This is a genomic window from Nitrospiria bacterium (genome assembly GCA_035517655.1).
GTDB lineage: Bacteria > Nitrospirota > Nitrospiria > JACQBZ01 > JACQBZ01 > JACQBZ01.
Window position 1 is genome coordinate 26,628 of record DATIYJ010000024.1, and the last position, 23,896, is coordinate 50,523.

The following is a 23,896-nucleotide window of genomic DNA, read 5'->3' on the forward strand; positions in this document are numbered from 1 at the left end:
TTCAGTTGAAACCTTGGGGGTCATCCGTCCCTTTCATGATAATGGCGTGATGTCCAGATGAATGTCGACGGCAGGGGCCGAATGGGTCAGGGCGCCGACCGAAATGAAATCAACGCCTGTTGCGGCGATCTCTCCTACGGTGGTCAGATTAACGCCCCCAGACGCCTCTGTCAAGGCCCGTGCGCCAATCAATGTGACGGCCTCTTGGAGTTGAGGGATCGACATGTTATCGAGTAAAATGATATCGGCATTGGCCGAAAGCGCCTCTTCCACTTCGTCCAAGCGGGTGGCCTCGACTTCGACCTTGAGCCCCCGCGGAGCGGATTTCTTCGCGCGCTGTACGGCGCTCATTAAGCTCCCAGTCAATGCGAGATGGTTGTCTTTGATCAATATTCCATCGCTTAGATTCATCCGGTGGTTCCTTCCGCCCCCCATCCGGACGGCATACTTTTCCAGTTCACGGAGCCCCGGTGTGGTTTTTCGCGTATCCAGAATCGTCGCCTTTGTGCCACGGACGGCCTCGACAAACTGAGCCGTAAGGGTGGCAACGCCCGAAAGACGCTGCAGAAAATTAAGCGCAACGCGCTCGGCGCTTAATAGAGAACGACCGTCGCCCACGATGTGGGCAATCTCCGTCCCGGGCTTGACTCGATCCCCGTCCTGGGCAAGCGGTTTGAACTTGAGTCTCGGAGCCACTTTGTTGAAAACCGCCTTGGCTACAGGCAGGCCCGCCAGGACCGCCTCCTGCTTGACTTGAATCACGGCCTCGGCCTTGATCGCTTTTGGAAATAGCAAACGGGTGGTCAGATCGCGGGAGCCGAGGTCTTCGGCGAGAGCACGCGAGACAAGGGCTCGGATAAGAGTTTCAGAGAAGGGCAGATTCGGACTCACCTTTTTCCCTGGCCATTTCATGTAAATGTTTGAGCGCGGCGGCCAATTTCTCATGCTCAAGCCGGAGCTCTTCTTGGCGCGATTTCATTTTTTCTAGAACCTCCGGAGGCGCCTTCGCCGCAAGATTAGGGTTCGAAAGCTTTTTTTCCTCCACGATCAACTGAGCGGCGAGATCGTCGAGGCGTTTTTGCTTTTTCGTGATTTCCTTTGCGATGTCTATCGTGTCCGGCATCAAGGGAATGAAAACGTCGCCTCCTTGGCCGCCCGGGAAGATTATCGGAGCCATGAGAGCGTGCACGGGTTGCTCGACGTGCTGTCCGATCTTAAGGTAGCGGAGGCCTCCAAGCGCAGTGATCGTCGAATAATTATTTTGCAAGTAACGCTCGATGTCTTGGTTGGACACGCGGATCGTCGCTTGGAGTTTTTTTGAGAATGGGATGCCATGTAGGCCGCGCATTTCTCGGATCCCCTCGATGACCTTTTGAAAGCTCTCGCATTCCTGTTCGACGGGTTCATTAATGAAGGAGACGCTCGCGATCGGAAACGACGCGATCACGATACTGCTGTCAGTCTGTGTGAACGTCTGCCAGAGCTCTTCGGTAATAAAGGGCATGAACGGATGGAGGAGCCTGAGCACCGTTTCAAAAACCCGGGTCGCGACGGTCCGGGTCCGATCCGCCGCGTCAGAGTCCTTACCATACAGTGTCGGTTTAATCAGTTCCAGATACCAGTCGCAGAACTCGTGCCAGAGGAACTGATAAAGGTCCTTCGAAGCTTCATCGAAACGGTAATTTTCAAGCTGGCTGTTAACGGAGATGATCACTCGTTGGAGTCGGCTTAAAATCCAACGATCCGCGAGCGAAAGCGTTGTTGGGTCGGTGAGTGGTCTATCAAGATAGGCCTTCGGGCCGCTCGGACAGTTCATTAAAATAAACCTCGCCGCGTTCCAGATCTTGTTGGCGAAGTTCCGGTAGCCCTCGATCCGCTCCTCGGAAAGCTTGATGTCCCGTCCGGGGGAGGCCATCGCGGCGAGGGTGAAGCGCAGTGCGTCGGTGCCGTATTTCTCCATAATCGCGAGCGGGTCGATAACGTTCCCCTTGGACTTGCTCATTTTCTGTCCCTCGGCGTCGCGGACCAGGGCATGGATGTAAACATCCCGGAAGGGAACGTCCTTCATGAAATGCAGCCCCATCATGATCATGCGGGCGACCCAGAAGAAGAGGATGTCGAAACTCGTCACCAAGGCCGAGGTGGGATAAAAAATTTCAAGTTCTTTGGTCTTTTGGGGCCACCCGAGCGTGGAGAACGGCCAGAGAGCCGAGGAAAACCAGGTGTCCAGAACGTCCGGGTCCTGGTGGAGATCGGCCGAACCGCAGCGCGGGCAACGCTCCGGCGTCGCGACCGCGACGATCGGCGACGCGCATTCCGGCTGGCATTGCCCGATATCCGTTCCCCTACAGTACCATGCCGGGATCTGGTGGCCCCACCAGATCTGCCGGGAGATGCACCAATCCTGAATATTTTCCATCCAGCCGAAGTAATTATTCTTCCAGCTTTCCGGAATCAGGCGGATCCGGCTGCTTTTCACCGCTTCGATCGCAGACGCCGCAAGGGAGTTCTTCGGGTCATTCACTCGGACAAACCATTGAGGTGAGAGACGAGGCTCGACGACCGTTTTGCACCGATAGCATTTTCCGATCGCATGACGGTGGTCTTCGATCTTGATCAGCAGGCCTTCGGTCTCAAGACGTCGGACGACTTTCTCCCGGGCCTGGGGTACCTTCAATCCGGCGATCTCATTCAATAATGTTTTTTCAGCCCTGGCGTCCTCTTCCAGGGCCGCCGGATTCATTTCCCCCCGTCCGTTCAGCAACGAGATTCGGGGAAGGTTGTGACGCTGTCCCGCCTTTTCATCGTTAAAGTCATGCCCCGGCGTGATCTTCACGGCCCCGGTTCCAAATTCCCGATCGACCAAGATCGGATCGCCCACGACGGGGATGATGCGGCTTGTCAATGAAAGCAGGACCCTTTTCCCGATCAACTTGTTGTATCGGGGATCTTCGGGATGCACTGCCACGGCGGTATCCCCCAGCATCGTCTCGGGACGGGTGGTCGCGACGGTCAAGAAAACGTCAGGACCATCGGCCAGGGGATATTTGATGTAGTACAGCTTGCCTTTGACTTCCTCATGTTCGACCTCGATATCGGATAACGCTGTCTCGCAACGCGGGCACCAGTTAATCAATCGCTCTCCGCGGTAGATCAGGCCTTCTTTGTACAAGCGGACGAAGACTTCTCGGACGGCGGCCGAAAGGCCTTCGTCCAAGGTGAACCGTTCCCGGTTCCAGTCACAGGAGGCACCGAGCCGTTTGAGTTGTGATATGATCGTTCGCCCCGATTGTTGCCGCCACCGCCAGACCCGTTTGATGAATTCTTCACGTCCGAGTTTTTCCCGAGAAGTTTTCTCGGCCAGAAGTTGCCGCTCGACGACATTCTGCGTGGCGATCCCGGCGTGGTCCGTTCCGGGCACCCAGAGGCTGTTAAACCCCTGCATCCGCTTCCAGCGGACCAGGATATCCTGCAACGTGTTGTTCAAGGCATGGCCCAAGTGAAGCGAACCGGTGATGTTCGGGGGCGGAATCACGATCGAGAATCGCTTCTCCGTGAACGCGTTCTCGTCTGCAGAAAAGTAGCCTCGGTCGATCCAATACCGATACCACCGGTCCTCAACCTCCCGAGGGCTGTAAGGTTTGTCAAAGCGGGTTGTGTCTGATTTTGGGATGATGTCGGCCATAAGAGTGAAATTCTAACATGAAGAATCGGGACAGGGCAAGCGGCCGGTTTGGAGAGCCGCTTGACAATTTTGAGACGCAACGGTTTAATAGGCCGTCGAAACCAATCAACCTGATAGGAGAACAGTCCATGCCACGAGGGCGCGAAGTCGATCGTGAATTGAGAAGAAAGTATCGGAAAAAAGAACGGAAAATGAAAGCAAACCGGCAGGCGCAGATGAAAGCGGCGAAAGGAAAGGGGAAAAAATAGACAATTAGGCCGGCTTGTCCGCCTTGAGTTTATCGAGTTCCTCTTTAATCATGGTCTCGGCTAAGGACGGGACCACGTCCCAGGCGACCTTTTCAATGATTTCCCTGGCCATTTTGGAAACGAGCGACTCGACCATCTCTTGAGAAACGGTGCCGCCGGAGGCCGGCGGGGGTTGAGCACCCGCCTCCTGAACGGTGGGGGTGGGCGGCGGAGCTTCGATGGTCTCCGGACTCGTGTAGAGCTGGGGAAAGGCTTCCTCCAGGGTGGCCAAAGTCACCGGCGGCGAGGGAGCTTCCGGCGGTTCGACCTTGGAAGCCGGCGTGGCCGCATCGGCGGGCGCTTCCGGCGTTGTTGACGGCGGGGAAATCGGCGGCGTTCGCAGGCCGATCACGGTTTGTTCCGAGTCCTCCAAGGCGGGTGGTGGGCTTACCGCGGGGACTTCCGACGATTCTTTCGTCGGTTCCGGCGGGGCCGAAGGCAGAGCCGTAACGTCGGTCCGGCTCTGGATCATGGTCGTCTCATTATCAATTTCAGGGATACCCTTTTCGGCCTTTTGAGATACTTCCCCGGGTGGTTTCTCTCCGGGCAGCGACCACCCCAGCAGTTCCTCGATCTTCATGATTTCCGCTTGGTCTTTCGATGGCGGAGGAGAGGCGGCAACGGGTGTTTGGGATGGAGGAAGGGGGGGGGGCGAGTCGAGGGCGGCCGGAACAACCGGTTTGGGTGCTCGATCGATAAGGGTTGCGGCATCTTGGGAAAGCTCCTTGAGTTTTTCGATCAGGTCTTTCGGCTCAAGCGGCTTCTTGACGAAATCGACGACTCCGAGGGAAACGAGCGTGTTGGGGTCGTAACTGTCCGTTCCGCTGACCAAGACAAGAATCGCCCGTTCTTTGGAAGTCTGCTTCTGTTTGACCTTTTCACAAAAACGAACAAAACTGATCCCTTCAAGATGGAAGTCGGCCAAGATTAAATCCGGATCAATTTGGGCAAGCAGATCCAATGCGGACAGGCCGTCGTTGAGGCAAGTCACCTCGAATTTTTCACGGGAGAGGTTGTATTCGACCAATTTCTGGATGGCAAGATTGCTATCGACGACAAGCAGCTTTTTCGCCATGCGCAGATGCCTTTCGGGTCTTGTTAGTGGAATATTTTGACGGTAGCACAATAAAAAAAGACTGTCAAGGCGCTTCGGAGATCGACGAATAGCTGACAACCCGGTTCCGGCCCGACTTTTTAGCCGCGTCCAGCGCCGCCTCGGCTTTTTTGATGAGGTCTTTCGAATCCTTTCCATCCGCGGGGAAGACGGCGAGCCCCCCGCTGATCGTGACGCGCTTTAACGAAAAGGAATGAGCTTCCACGGATTGCCGAATCCGCTCGGCTACGAATCGCCCTTTTTCCGGATCGGTTTCCGGAAGGACCACGGCCATTTCTTCCCCACCATAGCGACATGGAATATCCACTGTCCGGAGGCCGTCCCTGATAATGTTCGACACCACCCGAAGAACCTGATCCCCTTCCAGCCGGCCGAAGAGTTGGTTGTACGTTTCAAATTGATCCAAATCGAAGAGCGCCACGGTTAACGGTCGATCGTAACGCTGAGCCTTCTGGAGCTCGCGGTCGAGGTACTTATAAAAGTAGGTGACGTTATAAAGCTTGGTCAGGCTGTCCAGATCGGCCTGTTGCTGAATCTCGTGGACCAAGAGGATATTTTCCAGGGCGACCACGCCCAGATGACAGATCAAGTTGATCAACCGTCGGCTGTTCTCGGGGGTGGTGCCCATCCCCCCGACATTAATCACTCCATAGAACCGGTCCCAGTGAACCAACGGGGCACAGAGATCGGTTTGAACGTTTTTAGAAGGGTCTTGAAGGAAAGAGGTTTTCACCAGGTTGCTTTCCTTTTCAAAATCATCGGCCGTCATGATCACCCGCTTCTTGGCCGTCCAGCCGATGCGGCCTTCGCCGATGTTCAACCGCCTGATCCTATCGGCCGTTTCGGATGAAAAGCCCAACTGGGCCTTCAGCACCAACACATCCTGCTCGAGCGCGAAAAGAGACACCTCTCTCGCCTCCAGGAGTTTCTGCGTCAGAAAGACGATCGTCTCTTCCAGTTCCTGGGTTGTATGGGCCGAGGATAACTGCTTGGCCAGGTCGGGGAGAAGGAGGAGGATCCTTGAAAGGTTGGCCGTCTCTTGTTTGATATGAAGGAGCGATTGGCGTTGTTGGTTCAGAGTCAACTCTTTGAGGTCTATCTGAGACCGAAGATGACTCAGGTCGCTTCCCATGCTTCTGGTCATGTTGGTCAGGCGCCTCAGCGCAACCAGACCGGCCAGGACGAGTAGACCTATAACGACACTGATGCTCGAAAGAAGAAACATGAAATCCAGCATGACGATCCTTCAGCTGTTAGTTGATCAAAAATCCGGAGTATCCCACGACCCGGTTATAATCACCGCTGGCTTCTCCCGACGTCATGTACTTAACCAGTTTGGCCTGCTTGGCCCCCAAACGAAGAACGGCAAAAAGCATGGCGACCGTTGGGGCGAAACCGCACATCGAGATCTGTTTTTCTCTGACCACGCGGTGAAGGCCGATTGGATTTAGGGACAGGATCTCATTATTCGCCCAGTGGTCCTTCCTTCGGGCCACGGCATCGGGTTCATAATGACTCATGTCCGTGCTGGCGATAATCAAGACCGGTCTGTGGGCTTCCGTTACGGCCGTCGCCATCGCCTCGCCCAGGTCCCTGCAAACGGCCAGCTCTGTGCTCATCATGAGTACCGGCACGATTGCGACCGTGGGGTGAAGGTATTGAAGAAAGGGAAGTTGCACCTCAAGGCAATGTTCGAACCGGTGCGCTTCCGTATCCGATTCAGCCTGATGGCACCGGGTCAGAACATCCGCGGCCAAACGGTGATCGATCGAGACCGCGCCATTCGGCATGTTCCAGCGACCCTCTGCATAGATTGAGAGCGGAGGGCCGAAACCGGTGTGATTGGGCCCGACCAGCAGAACCGTGTCGGGTAGTTGAACGCGGGAATAGACGGCTCCAGCAACAGGACCGGAGTAAACCAAACCGGCATGGGGGCAGACCACCGCCCGGGCGGATTCCCGGATGGCGTCTTTCTCAAGGCATTGCATGACGTGGTTTCGAAGCTGTTCAGGAGCCGCTGGATAGAACTGTCCGGCGACGGCGGGGCTACGGACCATGGGACCCTCCCGAAGGTTGAGACGTCTGAGGACACAAGAAAAAAACAGCCCAATGCAAATTGAGTCTGGCAGATCAACAGTACTGAACGTTTGCGCAGGTCAAGACCTGTTGGTCCCGGCTTCCGCTCCGGTAGATGGTCACCCCTTTGCAGTCCAACCGGTAGGCCAAGAGAAATGCCTGGCGGACTTGATTCGGCGTGGCCCGTGCGGGTAAGTTCACTGTTTTAGAGACGGCATTATCGGTGTATTTTTGAAACGCGGCCTGCATCCGAATGTGGTATTCGGCGGAAATGTCATGAGCCGTGACAAAAAGCCTTCGGATGTCTTTAGGAATGTTCTTGTCGCCTTGAATTGAGCTTTGCCGGGAGAGGCGGGCCTGGAACGCTTTGTTGAAAACCCCGGCCGCTCGGGCCGCCTGGATAAAGAGGGGATGAACCTCCACCAGTTTCAAGTTCTTCATCGCGATGCGTGCCGTGGCGATGCCGTATAGGGGTTCGATCCCGCTGGAGCATCCGGCGATCAGGGCCAGCGTCCCCGTGGGCGCGATCGTGATCGTGGTGGCGTTACGGAGCCGCGGCCCATGAGGGGCAAAGATGCTTCGCGAGAAATTTGGAAAAACTCCCCGCTCATCGGCCAAGAGGACCGAGGCTTGGCGGGCTTCTTTATGGATGAAGGCCATGAGGTGCTCTGCAAAACCGATGGCCTCTTCGGAGTCGTAGGGAATGCCCAGAAGAATGAGGATGTCCGCAAGACCCATGACCCCCAGTCCGATCTTTCGGTTGCCCTGCTGGGTCATTGTCTTAATTTCGGACAGAGGATAACGATTCTGATCAATCACATTGTCCAAAAGCCGAACCGCCAGCTTGACGGTTCGACCGAGTTTGCCTTTATCGAGTTCAGGGCCGGAAGAACCCTGCCGGACCATTTTCATCAAGTTGATAGAGCCGAGATTGCAGGATTCGAATGGCAATAACGGCTGTTCGCCGCAGGGATTTGTGGCCTCGATCGGACCCAGGGCGGGAGTCGGATTATCCAGATTGATCCGGTCTAAGAACAGGATGCCGGGTTCGCCGGTCGCCCACGCGGCACGGACGATTTGATCGAAGACACGTGCGGCCGAAAGACGCCGGACCCGCCGCCGGGTGTTGGGATGAATCAGATCGTAAGACGTTCGCTTCAAAGCAGCCGCCATGAAGCGATCGGTGACACCGACCGAAAGGTTAAAATTGGTCAGCTCCCGGGGGTTTTCCTTTACGGCGATGAATTCGAGAATGTCGGGATGGTCGACCCGAAGGATGCCCATGTTGGCCCCCCGACGCGTCCCTCCTTGCTTGATGACTTCCGTAGCCGTATTGAACACTTTCATGAACGAGACCGGACCGCTGGCGATCCCGCTGGTGGACAGGACCGGGTCATCTTTGGGGCGGAGACGGCTGAACGAGAAGCCGGTCCCGCCACCGCTTTGATGAATCAGCGCGGTATGCTTCACGGCGTCAAAGATCGATCGAAGGGAGTCTTCGATCGGCAGGACGAAACAGGCCGAGAGTTGCTGCAACTCCCGGCCGGCGTTCATCAGGGTCGGAGAGTTGGGCAAAAATTCCAGATCGGCCATCAATCGGTAAAAAGCGTCGGCCGTTTTTTGAATGTCGGCTTTGGGGTCGTAGATTTTCTCTGCCTCGGCGAGGTTTTCCGCGACACGGCGGAACATTTGGGCCGGGGTTTCGCAGACACGGCCCGACGAGTCTCGTCGTAAGTAGCGTCCTCTAAGAACCGCGAGGGCGTTGGGCGAGATAGAAACCGAACCGTTGTGTTTCATGGCGTTCAACCGGAGCGGAACAACGGGCGCGCCTAAGGGTTGGAGAGAGTTCGGATGTATGCCAAGACGTTCCAACGGTCCTGCTCTGAAAGAACATTTTTCCAAGCCGGCATACCGCTTCCTTTTCCCCCGTTTGAGATCTTGTCAAAAAACTCCTGATCGGTTTTACCTGCCATGGTCTTGGCATCGGCGAAATTGGGAAAACGGGGACGGGAACTGAGACCGTCGCCCTTCTGGCCGTGGCAGGAGACGCAATTTTTAATGTAGATCGTCTTGCCGAGTTTGACATCCCCGCGGGATTCCGCTCGGCCGGTCTGGATCAGAAACAGGAAAGCGAACACCAACCCCAGGAGGAGGCCGTGAGGCCCGTACCGGGAATTCCATGTTGCGAAGTAAAAGAACTTCCCTAAGGAATATGGGCGCACGGATTGAGTATAGTCTGGGTCCCTTGGACCTGTCAAGCCACGAGGCCGGTCACGTTGACAGTCCAGTGCGATTTTGATAAAGTGCGGTTCCCATGCGACTCAAAAGGGAACGAATCACCGCATTGGCCCAAATCCTTGTCGACCAATTGACCGAACAAAAAGCGATCCGGCTGGAGGTGCCGAGGGCCGAGATGGTCTCGTCGCTGGAACAAGTTATCACGGGCGAGTTGATGGTTGAAGACCGGTTGGATGCCGAAGTCCGCCAAATCCTCGAGACTTACCGAACCCAGATCGAGAAGGGCCAAGTGGATGAGCGCAAGATGTTTCTGATGATCAAGAAGCAATTGGCCAAAGAACGCGAGATTATTCTGTAAAAACAGCGAGAAGAACGTGGCGCTCAGCGATGACAAGATTAGTCACCTTTCTCATCTGATCCTGAAAAACTTGGCTCAGGGCCATAGGGCCAGTTATCTGATGGAAGAAGAGAAGGTCCTGCGCGAAATCAAACAGGTCCTCATCCGCGAATTTCGGGTGGAAGAAGAGATCGATCAGACCGTTCGTGCGAAGCTGGCCTCCTATTCGCGGCCTATTTCAGAAGGCAGCCCGGAATGGGAGGTCCTCTATCAAAAATTCTTCGCGGAAGAGCGCCAGAGGCGGAGACGATGACTCCCGCTTATTTTGATTGTTCTCCGAAACCCTTCTTAGAATTACAGAAAACATCCGCTTGAATCCACTCCACAGGGTGTCGATCGGGATGGGGCTCAACCCTTCGGCCGCTCCGCCGCCGGAAAAAGGGAGGGGCTTGACAGCGACCCGGCCGATCGTATAGTGTTACCAACCCTTACGGAAACAATCGTGTATAATTGATAACGACGGAAGTCAAGCCGTGGGAACGCGAACGATGCCGGATCGCGATGAACGATATGCATGGCTGGCCTTGAGAGCCGTCCCGGGAATCGGAGACGTTCTGTGCAAACGCGTGATCGAACGGTTCGGATCCCCCGTTGCCGCGCTACGATCCGATCCTTCCGAGTGGGCAACCATCGAGGGTATCGGGTCCAAAGTAGTTCAATCGGTTCGGACTTATCGTGCGGATGACACGGCCATTTCACGGGAGCTGGATCGCATCGACGAGTTGGAATACGAGCTGGTCGGACTGACCGATTTGCGATACCCTGATTTGCTGAGGATGATTCCGGATCCGCCGTCCTACCTTTATCTTCGGGGAGAGTTGCGATCGGAAGACCATCGCGCCATCGCGATCGTCGGTGCGCGCCGGGCCAGCGGATACGGCCGCGCCGTCACGGAAAAATTGAGTCGGGAGTTAACCGCGAAAGGATTCACCATTGTGAGTGGAATGGCCCGTGGAATCGACGCGTGGGCGCATCGGGCGGCCCTTGAGGCCCCCGGCCGTACGATCGCTGTGCTCGGATGCGGGCTGGATATACTTTATCCCCAAGAGCATAATGAACTGCGGGAATCGATCGGCCGACACGGCGCGGTTATATCTGAGTTTCCGCTGGGGACGCCGCCCGACCCCGTGAATTTTCCCAAGCGCAACCGCGTGATCAGTGGTCTGAGTTTGGGGGTCGTGGTGGTGGAAGCGGCCGAGCATAGCGGATCGCTGATAACGGCCCGGCTGGCCTTGGAACAGGGGCGGGAAGTGTTTGCCGTTCCGGGTCCTATCGGGACGAAGACGAGCGTCGGTACGCATGCCTTGATCAAACAAGGCGCCAAGCTGGTCGACAACGTCGAGGACATCCTCGATGAACTTCGGCCACAACTCGAGATCCCGGGCGCCGCCGCTTCAGCGAGCGATCAGGCGGGTGATCCGCGACAGCCGGCGCTTTTACCGGACGAGCGGTCTGTATATGAATGCCTCTCGGCCGAACCGCGACATATTGACGAATTAACCGCTGCATTGCGGTTGTCTCCCGCAAAGACGGCCGGCGTGTTGCTTCAGTTGGAATTAAAGGGAGCCATCCGTCAACTTGCAGGTAACTTGTTTATACGAGTGGAATAGAGCATGCCCAAGAATGCACGGAAGAAATCCAAATTACATCCGGCCATAGAAAAAGGGGCCGTGCCGAAGAAGCGGGGCGCTCCCAAGGATACGGTGCTCAATGCCCCCGTGGGGATTCGTGCCGACCGGCCAGAAGCGGCACGCTCGTCGGAAAAACCACGCCCATCGTCCTCCAAGGTGCAATCCTTGATCGTCGTCGAATCCCCCTCAAAAGCCAAGACCATTACCAAATATCTGGGTAAGGGTTTTTCGGTGATTGCATCCGTCGGCCATGTGAAGGATCTTCCCAAGAGTAAATTCGGAGTTGATGTTGAAAAAGGCTTCCGGCCCCACTACGTCGTCATCAAAGGCAAAAAGGCAATCTTGGATGAGATCAAACAGGCGGCAAAAAAAGCCGAACGGGTTTATCTGGCACCGGACCCTGACCGTGAAGGGGAGGCAATCGCCTGGCACATTGCCGAGGAGCTCAACGGCAAGTCGAACAAAATCTATCGGGTGTTGTTCAACGAAATCACAGAGCAGGCGATCACGCGCGCGTTGGAACATCCGGGGAAAGTGGATCGGAACAAGGTCGATGCCCAGCAGGCCCGGCGGATCCTGGACCGGATCGTTGGGTATAAGATCAGTCCGTTGCTCTGGGAAAAAGTCCGCCGAGGGTTATCGGCCGGTCGGGTTCAGTCAGTGGCGGTCCGCCTGGTTTGTGAACGGGAGAAAGAACGGGAGGCGTTCGTTTCGGAAGAGTACTGGTCGATTACAGCCAAATTGGAAGGACGCAATCCGCCTCCGTTTGAGGCCCGCTTGATTCAAATCCGGGGCCAGGAAGCCGAGCTAGCGACCGGGGACCAATCGCGTTCCTTGGCTGAGCAAATAAAAACTCGGCCGTTTGTCGTCAAACAGATCGAGAAAAAAGATAAGCTGCGCCATCCGCATCCGCCATTTATCACCAGCCGGCTTCAGCAGGATGCCGCCCGCAAACTCCGCTTTTCACCCAAGCGGACGATGATGCTGGCTCAGCAGCTCTACGAGGGAATCGAGATCGGGCAGGAGGGTCCGGTGGGGCTGATTACCTACATGAGAACCGACTCCACGCGCGTGGCTCAGGAGGCCCTTGAGGAAGCTCGCGGTTTCATCCAAGAGGGGTACGGGTCGGAATATCTGCCATCGGGTCCGAACATCTACAAGACGAAAAAAGACGCACAGGACGCACACGAAGCGATTCGACCGACCTCCGTCCGGCGAACACCGGAATCGATCAAGGCCCATCTTACCAAAGATCATTACCAACTCTACAAGTTGATCTGGGATCGATTCGTGGCCTGCCAGATGAACCCGGCTAAGCTTGAAGTGACCCGTGTGGATATTTCGAACGGCGACGTACTCTTTCGAGCCAATGGTCAAGTGGTAAAATTTCCGGGTTTCACCGTGTTGTATACCGAATCGCAGGAGGAGAAGCCTTCGGACAAGAAGCCGGCGGCTGAACTTGCAAAGGCGGAGGAAGCGGAATCCGATGAGGAGCGGACGCTTCCGTCTTTGGAAGTCGGGGAGCGACTCAAGCTGTTAGGACTTGAACCCAAGCAGCATTTTACACAGCCTCCGCCCCGCTACACGGAAGCCCTCCTGATCAAGGATCTGGAGGAAAAAGGCATTGGTCGGCCCAGCACGTATCACACCATTCTGTCGACCATCGTGGATCGGAAGTATGTCGAAAAAGAGGAAGGGCGGCTGAAGCCGACCGATCTGGGGCGGGTGGTAAACGAATTGCTGGTCGAGCACTTTCCGGAAGTCTTGAACGTTCAGTTCACGGCCCAAATGGAGACCGAACTGGATGAAATCGAAGCCGGACAGAAACCCTGGGTCGAAACGGTGCGACAGTTCTACGAACCCTTCACGAAACATCTGATGACCGCCCAAAAACAGATGCGCGATGTGAAACGCGAGGAGATCCCGACCGAGATCGTATGCGAGAAATGCGGCCGACACATGGTCATCAAATGGGGCCGCCACGGACGATTCCTCGCATGCCCTGGATATCCCGATTGCAAAAACACGAGCGAGTTCGTCGAAGAAAACGGCCGAATCCGCAAGGTCGAGAAGATCGAAGAATCCAAAGAGTCCTGTCCCAAGTGTGGAAACCCTCTTGTTGTTAAACGGGGTCGGTTTGGACGTTTCCTGGCCTGTTCGACCTATCCCAAGTGCGATTTCACCAAGGCAATCGGGACCGGCGTCAAATGTCCTCAGCCCGGTTGCGGAGGTGAACTTGTCGAAAAGAGAACCCGGCGCGGCAGGACCTTTTTCGCTTGCGGCAACTATCCAAAATGCACATATGCCCTCTGGAATCGGCCCATTCCAACGGTCTGTCCTGAGTGTAAGGCGCCTTTCTTGATTGAGAAGTTCGACAAGCGCTCAGGGCTGAAGGTCGTCTGCCTCAATAAAGACTGCGGGTATGAGCAGGGGGAAAAACCCTCAACGGAACCGGCCGTCAGTCACACAACGCGAACCTGATCTTCCATCGAATGATAAACCTCCACCGGAACTTCCCGGGTTCCCTTGTATTTCATCCTGGATTCTTTTACAATGGAAGCGTTTGGAGGTGATCATGGCCCAGCAGGGATTGATGATCATTGGCGGCGGCTTGGCCGGTTCGGAGGCAGCCTGGCAGGCGGCCCAGCGCGGCGTCAAGGTGCAGCTTTACGAGATGCGGCCTCACGTTCACACGCCCGCACATAAAACAGACGGTCTGGCCGAACTGGTTTGCAGCAATTCGCTGGGATCCAATGATCCATTAAACGCTTCCGGAATATTGAAGGAAGAGATGCGGTTGTTGGACTCGCTCGTCATCCGCACGGCGGATGGGGCGACCGTCCCGGCCGGCTCGGCTTTGGCGGTGGAACGCGAGGAATTCTCACGGCGGATCACCAAAGAAATCGAAAATCATCCGAACATCCAACTCGTCCGGGAAGAAATCACCGACGTTCCATCGGACCGGGTGGCCCTGATCAGCACCGGGCCGTTGACCTCCGATAAACTCGCCGAATCACTCCGGTATCTCACCCGCGCCGATCACCTCTATTTCTACGATTCGATCGCCCCGATCATCGATGGAGAGAGCATCGAGACGGACAAGGTGTTTCGAGCTTCGCGATACGACAAAGGGGGAGCCGATTATATTAACTGCCCCATGACCCGGGAGGAATATGACCGGTTCTATCAGGCGGTTCTTGCCGCCGAGAAGGTGCTCTCCAAACCCTTCGAGAAGATCCCTTATTTTGAAGGATGTGTTCCAATCGAGGTGATGGCCGAGCGCGGTCGTGAAACGTTGGTATTCGGGCCGATGAAGCCGGTGGGTCTAATCGATCCGCGCACGGGGAAAAGGCCGTATGCGGTGGTGCAGCTTCGGCAAGAGGACGTATTCGGTTCCTGTTACAACATGGTGGGTTTTCAGACCAAGCTCACTTGGCCCGAACAGCGCCGGGTATTTCGACTCATCCCAGGGCTGGCCCAGGCCGAATTTCTTCGCTATGGAAGCCTTCATCGGAACACTTTTATCAACGCACCCTTTGTGTTGAAGGAGACGTTGCAGGTCCGAAGAAAATCATCCCTCTTGCTGGCGGGGCAGCTGGTGGGGGTTGAGGGATATGTCGAGTCGGCCGCGATGGGCTTGATCGCGGGGATCAACGGGGCGCGATTAATGAAGGGGCTGGATCCGGTTTCCCCGCCTCAGACCACCGCCCACGGGAGTTTGCTGGCGTATCTCACACGGAGCAGTCCGCGGCATTTCCAGCCGATGAACATCAACTTCGGGCTTTTCCCGCATATCACTGAAACCATCCGGGACAAGCAGTTGAGGCGGAAAGCGGTCGGGCAGCGGGCGGTTGAGGATTTGAAGCAATGGTGTCGGCAAAACGATCCTTTATAGAATATCTGCAGGTCGAGCGAGGGAGTTCGGCGCATACCGTACGAAACTATTGGTCCGACCTGGAACAGTTCGAGCGGTTTTTAGTACCGTCTGCCGAAAGCGCAAGAGGTTTGCCCGGTGAGCAGCTACAAGAGTTGACGGAAGAACCAACATGGAGCGAGGTTGAGCCGCTGAAAATACGGGCTTACCTAGTCCATTTGCGGCAGACGGGTATCCAAAAATCATCCATCGCTCGCAAACTGGCGGTGATCCGCACCTTTTTCAAGTATCTCCAAAGGGAGGGTCGGTTAAAGAACAATCCCGCCCGGCTGGTGGCAACGCCGAAGCTGGAACATCGTCTTCCGGCGTTTCTTACGGTGGACGACGCCGCGACGCTGATGGAGACATTCTCCATCGATGAGGAAAGCGGCCCGCGGAACCGGGCCATGCTGGAAACCTTCTATTCAACCGGAATTCGCCTGAGCGAACTGGTTGCGCTGAACGTCAACGACCTTTCTCCGAATGAAGGGGTGATTCGAGTCCAAGGCAAGGGCCGCAAAGAGCGGATTGTTCCGATCGGTTCCAGGGCGCTCGGTGCGATCGAGGCGTACCTGGCGGTGGTTCCCTTTCGTCAATACCACGAAGAGCATCGTCCTCTTTTTCTGAATCGTTTCGGGAAGCGACTGACGACGCGAACGGTGGCCCGAATCGTGACCCGGGCGGCTTCACGGCTTTCCAAGGGTCCGCGGGTTACGCCGCACGCCCTTCGCCACACCTTTGCGACGCATCTTTTAGACGGCGGCGCGGACCTTCGAGTGATCCAGGAGTTGCTGGGACACGTACGGCTTTCCACTACGCAACGGTATACCCATGTCACGACGGACAGGCTGATCGAGGTCTACGACCGGGCGCATCCCCGGGCCAAAAAAGCAAAAGGGTAATCGACGGCGAACGCATGCTTCCCCGGATTCGAAGTACGACGATACTTTGCCTTCGTCACAAAGGCCGGGTGGCCATCGCCGCCGACGGCCAAGTGACGGTGGGCACCACCGTCATGAAGCACAACGCCCGGAAGATCCGGAAGATGTATAACGACCAGATCCTTTCCGGATTCGCCGGGGCGACGGCCGATGCCCTGACGCTGTTCGAAAAATTCGAGTCCAAGCTGGCCGAGTACCGGGGCAATCTCACACGTTCGGCGGTGGAGCTGGCCAAGGACTGGCGAACGGACCGGGTCTTGAGACGACTGGAGGCCCTCATGATCGTGGCCGACGCCGACCATTCTTTGTTGATATCGGGAACGGGCGACGTGATCGAACCGGAAGACGGAATCTTGGCCATCGGATCCGGAGGACCGTATGCCCTGGCGGCGACACGGGCCATGATCGACCGGCCGGAGTTGACGGCCAAGGAGATCGTCGAGCGCGCAATGAAAATCGCCGGCGGGATTGACATCTACACCAATCAGGAAATCGTTGTGGAGGAGTTGAAGGATTGAAATGACCGGATCGTCGGATGACCGCATGAACGCCCTGACGCCCCGCGAGATCGTGAAGGAGTTGGACCGGTACATCATCGGTCAGGGCCAAGCCAAACGAATGGTGGCGATCGCCCTCCGAAATCGATGGCGGCGGCAGCAACTTTCTCCGGAACTGCGAGAGGAGGTGCTGCCCAAAAACATCATCATGATCGGGCCGACGGGCGTCGGAAAGACCGAAGTCTCCCGCCGGCTGGCCAAACTCGTCAATGCGCCGTTCATCAAGGTGGAGGCTTCCAAGTTCACCGAAGTGGGCTATGTAGGCCGGGACGTCGAATCGATGATCCGAGACCTGACCGAACTTGGGGTCAATATGGTCAAGATGCAGCATGCAGAAAAGGTCCAGGATCGTGCGGCCAGACAGGCCGAGGAGAGACTGTTGGACATTCTCCTGCCTCCGCCCGCGCCCAAGCCCCCGCCGGGAATTTTCGACGAAGGGCGCCTTGAAACGGCCCGAACGGAACTGCCGGAATCCTACGAGCAGACCCGCGAGAAGCTGCGCCAACAGCTCCATGAAGGTAAATTGGACCACCGCCCGGTTGAAGTCGACGTCAAGGAAAAGGCGCTGCCGGTCGGGGTGATTTCCAATATCGGCATGGAGGATCTGGAGATCAATCTCCGCGAGATGTTCGGAGGGTTGTTTCCGGGGAAAAAGAAGAAAAGGCGCATGAGGGTGCCGGAAGCGCTCAAACTGTTGACCCAGGAGGAGGCCCAGAAGCTGATCGATATGGAAGAGGTTCTGCGCGAAGCGATTCAAAAGGTGGAGCAGTCCGGCATCGTGTTCATCGATGAACTGGACAAGATTGCCGGTCGTGAAAAAGGAATCGGTCCGGATATATCCCGCGAGGGCGTTCAGCGGGATCTTCTCCCGATCGTGGAAGGCTCCACCGTCAATACCAAGCATGGCATGGTTCGAACCGACCATATTCTATTCATTGCAGCCGGCGCGTTTCATGTTGCCAAGCCTTCGGATCTCATTCCCGAACTCCAGGGGCGCTTTCCCATCCGCGTCGAGTTGGAGCCCTTAACCAAAGACGATTTTATCCGCATCTTGACCGAACCGAGGAACGCGCTGATCAAGCAGTACATTGCCTTGATGGAAACAGAAGGCATGGCATTGGAGTTCAAACCGGACGCGATCGAAGAAATCGCGTCCATTGCGGTGTTGGTGAACGAGCGGACGGAGAATATCGGCGCGCGGCGCCTCTTCACGATCATGGAGAAGTTGCTGGATGACGTGGCCTTCGACGCGCCGGACCGGGCCGAAAAGAAGATGGCCATCGATGCGATCCACGTCCGCGACCGATTGAACAACATCATTAAGAGCGAGGATCTGAGCCGGTATATTTTGTGAACTCAAGCCATGACAGATATCTCGATACGCTGGACGGGGTCCGGATTCACTATGAGCTGGTTGAGCCGGCTGAAGATCGCAGACCGGTGTTTCTCTTCATCCATGGTTTGGGAAGCAACCGGACGCGGTGGAAACGTCTGTCGGAGGAGCCGTTTTTCAAATGGTTTCGCTTGATCATTCCGGATATGCGGGGGCATGGCCGCTCGATCACGAGGCGAGGGATCCATGCGGATGGGTTTGCGTCGGATCTGGAGTTGATTTTAAAAAAAGAAGCTGTTGAACGTCCGGTAGTGGTGGGACACTGCCTGGGTGCGAACATCGCGGTGAGGTTTTGGGAACGGAATCCCCAAAACGTTCGGGCGCTGGTTCTCATCGAACCCTTTGTCACGGAAGATCTTCAGCCGGCCTGGACGGTTCTGCATGCGGTTTTAAACCCGATCGTTGGGTTGATCGAGTGGATCGTGAAGGGTCTCAATCACCTTGGACTGCGGCGGGCCGGGTTCCGGCTGATCGATTATTCGATCTATGACGACTGGGTGCGACCACGGCTGACGAATCTTTTTAACATCATCCGCTGGATGGGGCCGGGGCTGGACCTTCAATGCATGCCGGTTGCCAGTTATATCGCCTCGTATCGTGTTTTGTTCCGTTATCGGCCGCCGTGGAGAACAATCCATGTCCCGGTGCTGGCCTTGATCGCGCGGGAGGGAGGGGTGATGTCGCTGGAGGCCGGCGAGAACCCCTTCAACCGGTCCGGAGTCCGAACGGTCGGGATTCAGGCAAGTCATTTTGTATTGACCGATAATCGTGAAGAGGTGGTTCGACAAATTCAGGCCTTTGTCGAAGATCTCAACAAGAGATGACCGTGGAAAAGCTGATTGAGAAAGCGAAGGTTCTTATCGAGGCGCTGCCGTATATCCGGGCCTTCTCCGGAAAAACGGTTGTGATCAAGTACGGCGGCAAGGCGATGGCCGAGGAAGCGCTCAAAAATGCCTTCGCCCAAGATGTGGTGCTGATGAAATACATCGGCCTCAACCCGGTCGTGGTTCACGGCGGGGGTCCGCAGATCAATCTCATGATGAAACGCCTGGGACTGGAACCGAAATTCGTCAAAGGGGTCCGCGTGACGGACGCCCAAACGATGGAAATCGTCGAGATGGTTTTGGGAGGGATGATCAACAAAGAGATCGTTGCCTTGATCAACCGGCATGGCGGACGGGCCGTCGGATTGACCGGCAAGGACGGCGGACTGATTCGGGCGAAGAAAGTGATAGGGACCGACGGCTTTACCGGTGGGGACGAGCCGATCGATATGGGACTGGTCGGAGAAGTGGAAGAGGTGGATCCTCAAGTCTTACGGAATCTCGACCAGGACCGATTCATCCCGGTCATTGCGCCGATCGGTGCGGATCCGGAAGGGCGAACCTACAACATCAACGCCGATTGGGTCGCAGGGGCCGTGGCGTCTTCTTTGAGAGCCGAAAAACTCCTGCTTCTGACCGATGTAAAAGGCATTCTGGATGGGCAGGGAAAACTCCTTCCGACGCTTTCGAAGAAGGACGCGGCCCGGCTGATCAAACAGGACATCATCAAAGAGGGCATGCTTCCAAAAGTGAAGGCGGCCCTCTTGGCCGTCGAAGGAGGCGTGACCAAGGCCCATATTATCGACGGCCGTGTGGCGCATGCCTTGCTCCTGGAAATCTTCACGGACAAGGGAATCGGCACCGAGATCACGTCGTAGCGGCGCACGACGATCGGTCGGGCATGAAATATACCTTAATCACATTGGTGTATTTGGCGGTCGTCGGGCTGATCGCCGTGCCGTTGCATCGCTATGGGTTCAAGCGGCCGCTGCGGACGTTTGACATGACCTTTTTCGGTGTTGCGTTCATTTTAAGCGCTTTCGGCGAGCTCGCTAATATTCAGTCGACAAACTGGCAATATACCCCAAAATTTTTCGGGATCACGAGCCACGGTATAGTGGCGAAGGGCATCCTGGCGGCTCAGCCGGTTCTTCATCTGGCGTTGGGATACGGGTTTCTGGCGCTTCGCCGGTGGGCGGTCTACCTCGGACTTTTTTATATCGCCGATGTCTTGGTGAGCTCGATTTCAAGTTTTATCCTCTATGGTTATGGACGAGTTCGGACGATCTTTGTTGTTCTGTTGGTGCCGTTTCTCATTTACCTGATCGTCCGTCAGGCCCAATTCAAGAGGTGAACCCCCATGGCGACGATTCCAAAAGTCCCGCCTCCTGAAAAGCGGAGGTACCCGCGCGCCCCGATTTCGATTCGGATCCAGTACCACCAGCCCCAGAAGGGGATCCAGGAAGGATTTACGGCGATCATGGGCGGCGGCGGTTTGTTCATCGATACCGTTTCCCCGCTTCCCATTGGAACGCCCGTCCATCTGGAGTTCGGCCTTCCGGGCCAAGTGGGTGCGGTCCGAGTGGACGGTCAGGTGGCATGGGTCCGTTCCGATTTTGATCCGAAGGGTTTTTCTCCCGGGATGGGAATTCAATTTCGAAAGATCAACGAGTCCGACCGTGAAAAAATCGTGCAATTCGTCATGCGCGTTCTGCTGGGCCAATCGGAGAGCCATCCATGAGAAGTCCCCCGACGGCCGCCTTTCTCTCGGCGATCTTCCCGGGGCTTGGGCAGTTTTACAACCGACAATGGTTCAAGGGGGTCGGTTTTTTTATCGGCTCCGGTGTGCTGTTTGAGAGGATTGGTGACGGGCTTTCAGTTGACACTCTGATGGCAGGAGATCTTTCGGGAGTTAGAAAAGACCTCGGTTTTTTATTGGTCCTGTTGGGTCTTCTGGTTTGGAGCATGGTGGATGCCTATCGCTCGGCCAACAAGTCTCCGAAGACCCCGTGACCCCGAGAGGATCATCCGGGACCGAATAGCCCAAATTACCGAGACGGGATTGACGCAACATCTCCAACGAATCGTTGGAGTCCGGCATCATCAATCGGCGCCTGAGGCATTGGAGGCGGCCGGCGATTATATCGCGGAACGATTTCAAGACGCCGGGCTTACGATTCATCCCCACGTGTTCGAAGCCTTCGGCCATCGGAACCGGAATATCATCGCCTCGACAGGCGGCCCAAGCGGGAATTTCGCCGACCGCCCCCTCTTGATTCTGGCGGCCCACTATGATACCGTCAGTCAAAGTCCCGGGGCGGATGATAATGCCAGCGGCGTGGTCGTGATGCTTGAAGCGGCCCGGTGGTTGTCCGGTTTGGATGGACGGAGTTGGTTGGCCTTTATCGGATTCGCCCAAGAAGAGCAGCACTGTCTGGGAAGCACGCTTTACGCCATCAAAGCCCGACGGTCCGGTCTCAACATTCAGGGAATGTTCTCCTTGGAATGCGTCGGCTACGCCAGCCATAAACCCGGTTCTCAGCAACGCCTGAGAGAGCTTCCTATTGCGATTCCGGATGTGGGAAATTTTTTGGGCGTTGTGAGCAATTCGGAAGCCGCGGCGTTGAAGCAGCGGTTTGAAAAAGTGATCCATCGCTATGTTCCGGATCTGCCCGTGGTGGGTCTTGTGGTTCCGGATGCCGGGCAAGGGTTTCCGGACACCCGCCGAAGTGATCACGCCCCTTTCTGGGATGCCGGTTATCCGGCCATGATGCTCACGGACACGGCGAACTTTCGAAATCCCTGGTACCATCAGGCCGGTGATCGGTTGGAAACCCTGAATCTTCTCTATATGGTCAAGGTGACGAAAGCCGTCGTCGCTTTTCTGGCTGAATTGGCTTTAATGGAGGAATAATAATGATGCAGACACGGTTTAAATCGCACGGCTTGTTACATTCTTTCCTTCCGCACGCAAAGATCGGTTTGAAGGCGACTGCGATTCTTCGATTGTTGGTGACGGGTGTTCTTTTTTTCAGTGTTACCGCAGTTGCCCTGGCGGATCGGGTGGACGATTTGTTGAAGATGTTGCAATCCAAAACCCCGATGGACCGTCGGGAAGCCGCGCATGAGCTGGGGAGGGCCAAGGATTCTCGGGCTGTGTCGCCGCTGATCGCGGCGCTCAAAGATGAGGAGCCCATGGTCAGACTGGATGTCTCCGGCGCTTTGATCGAAATCGGAGAGCCGGTGGTCGATCCGCTCATCCAAGCCATGAAGCTCGACAACGATTCCATTTTTTTATGGAATGCGATCCGGGTCTTAGAGGAGGTTGGGGATCCCAAGGCGATCGAACCGCTAAAAGAGATTGAGCAGAAGCATCCGGATCCGTCAATCCAACAGATCTCGAAGTATGCTTTGGAAAAGCTTCAGCGAACCCAAAAACCTTGACCCACGCTTCGCCGGAGTGGCGGAATGGCAGACGCAGCGGACTCAAAATCCGCCGAGGGCAACCTCATGAGAGTTCAACCCTCTCCTCCGGCACCAAGTATATTTTGGGCTTGGGCGGACGAGACCAAATGAGAGTCTCTGACGCCTCCAGGCCTAGCGCCCTAGGCGGCGCGGCCGCGAACCGGCTCGTTTTGCGGAATTCCACGACGGACACCCTGCGGTACTCTTCGTGAACGCGTTCCTGCAAAGCGATCCTTCCCTAACCGCGAAAGACCGGCTGATTTTTGCTCTCGACTATGGGAGCCTTGAAGAAGCCAAAAAGGCCGTGGTTACGTTAAAGGGGCATGTCGGGTTGTTTAAGGTAGGTCTGGAGCTTTTCGTAAGTTCTGGACCTGGGATATTCAAAGTTATTGAAGAGAGCGGTGATTGTGGCGTCTTCCTTGATCTGAAGTTTCACGATATTCCAGAAACGGTTCAGGCCGCCGTGAAGGCCGCCGCGGTTCTTCGTCCGCGATTTGTCACGGTTCATGCCTCGGAGGGAAAGCGGTTGCTCAAAGCGGTTGTCGATGAAATCCACAACGATACAAAAGTACTGGCTGTGACGGTCTTGACCAGTTTTAGTCAAGAAGATATGCGGGAAGCCGGGATGGAGAAGGAGATCGATGTCCGCGAACTGGTCCTGCGAAGGACCCAATGGGCGCGCGAGGCGGGCTGCGCGGGTGTGGTCTGTTCCGGATCGGAAGTGCAAGAGATAAAAAAGCGGGTCGGTAAGGAGATGATCACCGTGGTACCCGGTGTTCGTCCGGCATGGGCCATGGTTTCCAATGACGATCAAGTTCGGGTTACGACACCGCGACAAGCCATACTGAATGGCGCAGACTATGTTGTGGTCGGTCGTCCGATCCGAAGGGCAAAAGACCCCGTACAAGCAGCCAATAAAATTGCTGAAGAAATCAAGACTGCCCTTCTCGATCTTACGATCCATTCCTAGAGTCCGTGTTGAGAATCTTATTTGAGAGTCGAGATCGCGCGACGCCTTGACTTCTCACGGAAAAACATTATAATAATATGAAGTTAAGCGGGTGAACGCCATGACTGAGAGTACAGAGACCGTAACAGATGCCGAATTGGACCTTCGTGGAATACTGTGTCCGTATAACTATGTGAAAACGAAGTTAAAATTGGAGTCCATGGAGGTTGGACAGATCTTATCGGTGATTGTGGATGATGGTGAGCCGATTCGGAATGTTCCACACAGCATCGCTGAAGATGGACACACCATTCTCAGACAAGAGAAGGTTGATAACTCCTTTCGGGTATTGATTCGAAAACGACGCTGATTCCGGAAGGCTGTAACAACCCAGATTTGATACACGGTCGACCGACCAGCCTGTTC

Annotated in this window: 24 protein-coding genes and 1 tRNA gene; 18 read left to right on the forward strand and 7 right to left on the reverse strand. The window is 55.8% G+C overall.

Annotated features, from left to right (window positions below; translation table 11 throughout):
- Nucleotides 1–33: 33 nt before the first annotated feature.
- The 7 genes from nadC to VLY20_05150 all read right to left on the reverse strand — a co-directional run bounded on the left by nadC (nucleotide 34) and on the right by VLY20_05150 (nucleotide 9,300).
- Entirely contained in the window at nucleotides 34–891 is an 858-nt protein-coding gene (gene nadC, locus VLY20_05120) for a carboxylating nicotinate-nucleotide diphosphorylase (GenBank protein HUK56021.1), read from the reverse strand.
- Nucleotides 866–3,685, reverse strand: a complete 2,820-nt coding sequence (locus VLY20_05125) for a valine--tRNA ligase (protein ID HUK56022.1) — start codon at nucleotides 3,683–3,685, stop codon at nucleotides 866–868. Before VLY20_05125 ends, nadC begins: the two co-directional genes overlap by 26 nt.
- A 252-nt stretch (nucleotides 3,686–3,937) precedes the next feature.
- Entirely contained in the window at nucleotides 3,938–5,047 is a 1,110-nt protein-coding gene (locus VLY20_05130) for a response regulator (GenBank protein HUK56023.1), read from the reverse strand.
- Between the two features lie 64 nt (nucleotides 5,048–5,111).
- A complete protein-coding gene (locus VLY20_05135) occupies nucleotides 5,112–6,323 on the reverse strand; it encodes a sensor domain-containing diguanylate cyclase (protein ID HUK56024.1) in 1,212 nt (403 codons plus the stop codon).
- A 16-nt stretch (nucleotides 6,324–6,339) separates the two neighbouring features.
- Nucleotides 6,340–7,143, reverse strand: coding sequence for an AmmeMemoRadiSam system protein B (gene amrB / locus VLY20_05140; GenBank protein ID HUK56025.1), 804 nt, complete (start codon nucleotides 7,141–7,143; stop codon nucleotides 6,340–6,342).
- Nucleotides 7,144–7,216: 73 nt separating this feature from the next.
- The gene (locus VLY20_05145; protein HUK56026.1) at nucleotides 7,217–8,959 is read right to left on the reverse strand and encodes an adenosylcobalamin-dependent ribonucleoside-diphosphate reductase; all 1,743 of its coding nucleotides are present in this window, start codon (nucleotides 8,957–8,959) and stop codon (nucleotides 7,217–7,219) included.
- A gap of 32 nt (nucleotides 8,960–8,991) precedes the next feature.
- Nucleotides 8,992–9,300: a cytochrome c gene (locus VLY20_05150; GenBank protein HUK56027.1), complete on the reverse strand. Its 309-nt coding sequence runs from the start codon at nucleotides 9,298–9,300 to the stop codon at nucleotides 8,992–8,994.
- Between the two features lie 176 nt (nucleotides 9,301–9,476).
- Here VLY20_05150 and VLY20_05155 point away from each other — a divergent pair, with 176 nt between their 5' ends.
- The 18 genes from VLY20_05155 to VLY20_05240 all read left to right on the forward strand — a co-directional run bounded on the left by VLY20_05155 (nucleotide 9,477) and on the right by VLY20_05240 (nucleotide 23,840).
- A complete protein-coding gene (locus VLY20_05155) occupies nucleotides 9,477–9,758 on the forward strand; it encodes a DUF507 family protein (GenBank protein HUK56028.1) in 282 nt (93 codons plus the stop codon).
- Between the two features lie 16 nt (nucleotides 9,759–9,774).
- Nucleotides 9,775–10,050, forward strand: a complete 276-nt coding sequence (locus tag VLY20_05160; GenBank protein HUK56029.1) for a DUF507 family protein — start codon at nucleotides 9,775–9,777, stop codon at nucleotides 10,048–10,050.
- A 220-nt stretch (nucleotides 10,051–10,270) separates the two neighbouring features.
- Nucleotides 10,271–11,407: a DNA-processing protein DprA gene (gene dprA / locus VLY20_05165; GenBank protein HUK56030.1), complete on the forward strand. Its 1,137-nt coding sequence runs from the start codon at nucleotides 10,271–10,273 to the stop codon at nucleotides 11,405–11,407.
- A gap of 3 nt (nucleotides 11,408–11,410) precedes the next feature.
- Nucleotides 11,411–13,909 (forward strand): type I DNA topoisomerase, encoded by a 2,499-nt coding sequence (topA, locus tag VLY20_05170; GenBank protein HUK56031.1) that lies wholly within the window; start codon nucleotides 11,411–11,413, stop codon nucleotides 13,907–13,909.
- Between the two features lie 94 nt (nucleotides 13,910–14,003).
- On the forward strand, nucleotides 14,004–15,323 hold the full coding sequence (gene trmFO / locus VLY20_05175; GenBank protein HUK56032.1) for a methylenetetrahydrofolate--tRNA-(uracil(54)-C(5))-methyltransferase (FADH(2)-oxidizing) TrmFO: 1,320 nt from the start codon (nucleotides 14,004–14,006) through the stop codon (nucleotides 15,321–15,323).
- Nucleotides 15,296–16,243 (forward strand): tyrosine recombinase XerC, encoded by a 948-nt coding sequence (gene xerC / locus VLY20_05180; protein HUK56033.1) that lies wholly within the window; start codon nucleotides 15,296–15,298, stop codon nucleotides 16,241–16,243. Before trmFO ends, xerC begins: the two co-directional genes overlap by 28 nt.
- A gap of 14 nt (nucleotides 16,244–16,257) precedes the next feature.
- Entirely contained in the window at nucleotides 16,258–16,800 is a 543-nt protein-coding gene (gene hslV, locus VLY20_05185) for an ATP-dependent protease subunit HslV (protein HUK56034.1), read from the forward strand.
- Nucleotides 16,801–16,825: 25 nt separating this feature from the next.
- Nucleotides 16,826–18,193 (forward strand): ATP-dependent protease ATPase subunit HslU, encoded by a 1,368-nt coding sequence (gene hslU, locus VLY20_05190; protein ID HUK56035.1) that lies wholly within the window; start codon nucleotides 16,826–16,828, stop codon nucleotides 18,191–18,193.
- Nucleotides 18,190–19,056 carry an alpha/beta hydrolase gene (locus VLY20_05195; GenBank protein HUK56036.1) on the forward strand — a complete coding sequence of 289 codons (867 nt, stop codon included), beginning with the start codon at nucleotides 18,190–18,192 and terminating at the stop codon, nucleotides 19,054–19,056. Before hslU ends, VLY20_05195 begins: the two co-directional genes overlap by 4 nt.
- Nucleotides 19,057–19,058: 2 nt before the next feature.
- Complete coding sequence (argB, locus tag VLY20_05200) at nucleotides 19,059–19,934, forward strand: acetylglutamate kinase (protein HUK56037.1); 876 nt, start codon at nucleotides 19,059–19,061, stop codon at nucleotides 19,932–19,934.
- A gap of 23 nt (nucleotides 19,935–19,957) precedes the next feature.
- Nucleotides 19,958–20,410, forward strand: a complete 453-nt coding sequence (locus tag VLY20_05205; protein ID HUK56038.1) for a hypothetical protein — start codon at nucleotides 19,958–19,960, stop codon at nucleotides 20,408–20,410.
- Nucleotides 20,411–20,416: 6 nt separating this feature from the next.
- Entirely contained in the window at nucleotides 20,417–20,797 is a 381-nt protein-coding gene (locus tag VLY20_05210) for a TIGR02266 family protein (protein HUK56039.1), read from the forward strand.
- Nucleotides 20,794–21,069, forward strand: coding sequence for a DUF5683 domain-containing protein (locus VLY20_05215; GenBank protein HUK56040.1), 276 nt, complete (start codon nucleotides 20,794–20,796; stop codon nucleotides 21,067–21,069). Before VLY20_05210 ends, VLY20_05215 begins: the two co-directional genes overlap by 4 nt.
- Before the next feature lie 49 nt (nucleotides 21,070–21,118).
- On the forward strand, nucleotides 21,119–21,970 hold the full coding sequence (locus VLY20_05220) for a M28 family peptidase (GenBank protein ID HUK56041.1): 852 nt from the start codon (nucleotides 21,119–21,121) through the stop codon (nucleotides 21,968–21,970).
- 2 nt (nucleotides 21,971–21,972) lie between these two features.
- Entirely contained in the window at nucleotides 21,973–22,500 is a 528-nt protein-coding gene (locus tag VLY20_05225; GenBank protein HUK56042.1) for a HEAT repeat domain-containing protein, read from the forward strand.
- Between the two features lie 10 nt (nucleotides 22,501–22,510).
- Nucleotides 22,511–22,596 (forward strand) — tRNA-Leu (locus tag VLY20_05230).
- 133 nt (nucleotides 22,597–22,729) lie between these two features.
- Nucleotides 22,730–23,491, forward strand: coding sequence for an orotidine-5'-phosphate decarboxylase (gene pyrF, locus VLY20_05235; GenBank protein ID HUK56043.1), 762 nt, complete (start codon nucleotides 22,730–22,732; stop codon nucleotides 23,489–23,491).
- Nucleotides 23,492–23,591: 100 nt separating this feature from the next.
- Nucleotides 23,592–23,840: a sulfurtransferase TusA family protein gene (locus VLY20_05240; GenBank protein ID HUK56044.1), complete on the forward strand. Its 249-nt coding sequence runs from the start codon at nucleotides 23,592–23,594 to the stop codon at nucleotides 23,838–23,840.
- Nucleotides 23,841–23,896 lie beyond the last annotated feature (56 nt).

Excerpts from the sequence above, each read along its gene's own strand:
- VLY20_05130 (HUK56023.1), bottom strand. The coding sequence starts at position 5,047 with ATGGCGAAAAAGCTGCTTGTCGTCGATAGCAATCTTGCCATCCAGAAA.
- VLY20_05210 (HUK56039.1), top strand. The coding sequence starts at position 20,417 with ATGGCGACGATTCCAAAAGTCCCGCCTCCTGAAAAGCGGAGGTACCCG.
- VLY20_05215 (HUK56040.1), top strand. The coding sequence starts at position 20,794 with ATGAGAAGTCCCCCGACGGCCGCCTTTCTCTCGGCGATCTTCCCGGGG.
- hslV (HUK56034.1), top strand. The coding sequence starts at position 16,258 with ATGCTTCCCCGGATTCGAAGTACGACGATACTTTGCCTTCGTCACAAA.
- amrB (HUK56025.1), bottom strand. The coding sequence starts at position 7,143 with ATGGTCCGTAGCCCCGCCGTCGCCGGACAGTTCTATCCAGCGGCTCCT.
- VLY20_05155 (HUK56028.1), top strand. The coding sequence starts at position 9,477 with ATGCGACTCAAAAGGGAACGAATCACCGCATTGGCCCAAATCCTTGTC.
- hslU (HUK56035.1), top strand. The coding sequence starts at position 16,826 with ATGAACGCCCTGACGCCCCGCGAGATCGTGAAGGAGTTGGACCGGTAC.
- VLY20_05205 (HUK56038.1), top strand. The coding sequence starts at position 19,958 with ATGAAATATACCTTAATCACATTGGTGTATTTGGCGGTCGTCGGGCTG.
- VLY20_05135 (HUK56024.1), bottom strand. The coding sequence starts at position 6,323 with ATGCTGGATTTCATGTTTCTTCTTTCGAGCATCAGTGTCGTTATAGGT.
- VLY20_05240 (HUK56044.1), top strand. The coding sequence starts at position 23,592 with ATGACTGAGAGTACAGAGACCGTAACAGATGCCGAATTGGACCTTCGT.
- trmFO (HUK56032.1), top strand. The coding sequence starts at position 14,004 with ATGGCCCAGCAGGGATTGATGATCATTGGCGGCGGCTTGGCCGGTTCG.
- topA (HUK56031.1), top strand. The coding sequence starts at position 11,411 with ATGCCCAAGAATGCACGGAAGAAATCCAAATTACATCCGGCCATAGAA.
- xerC (HUK56033.1), top strand. The coding sequence starts at position 15,296 with ATGGTGTCGGCAAAACGATCCTTTATAGAATATCTGCAGGTCGAGCGA.
- VLY20_05125 (HUK56022.1), bottom strand. The coding sequence starts at position 3,685 with ATGGCCGACATCATCCCAAAATCAGACACAACCCGCTTTGACAAACCT.
- VLY20_05145 (HUK56026.1), bottom strand. The coding sequence starts at position 8,959 with ATGAAACACAACGGTTCGGTTTCTATCTCGCCCAACGCCCTCGCGGTT.
- VLY20_05225 (HUK56042.1), top strand. The coding sequence starts at position 21,973 with ATGATGCAGACACGGTTTAAATCGCACGGCTTGTTACATTCTTTCCTT.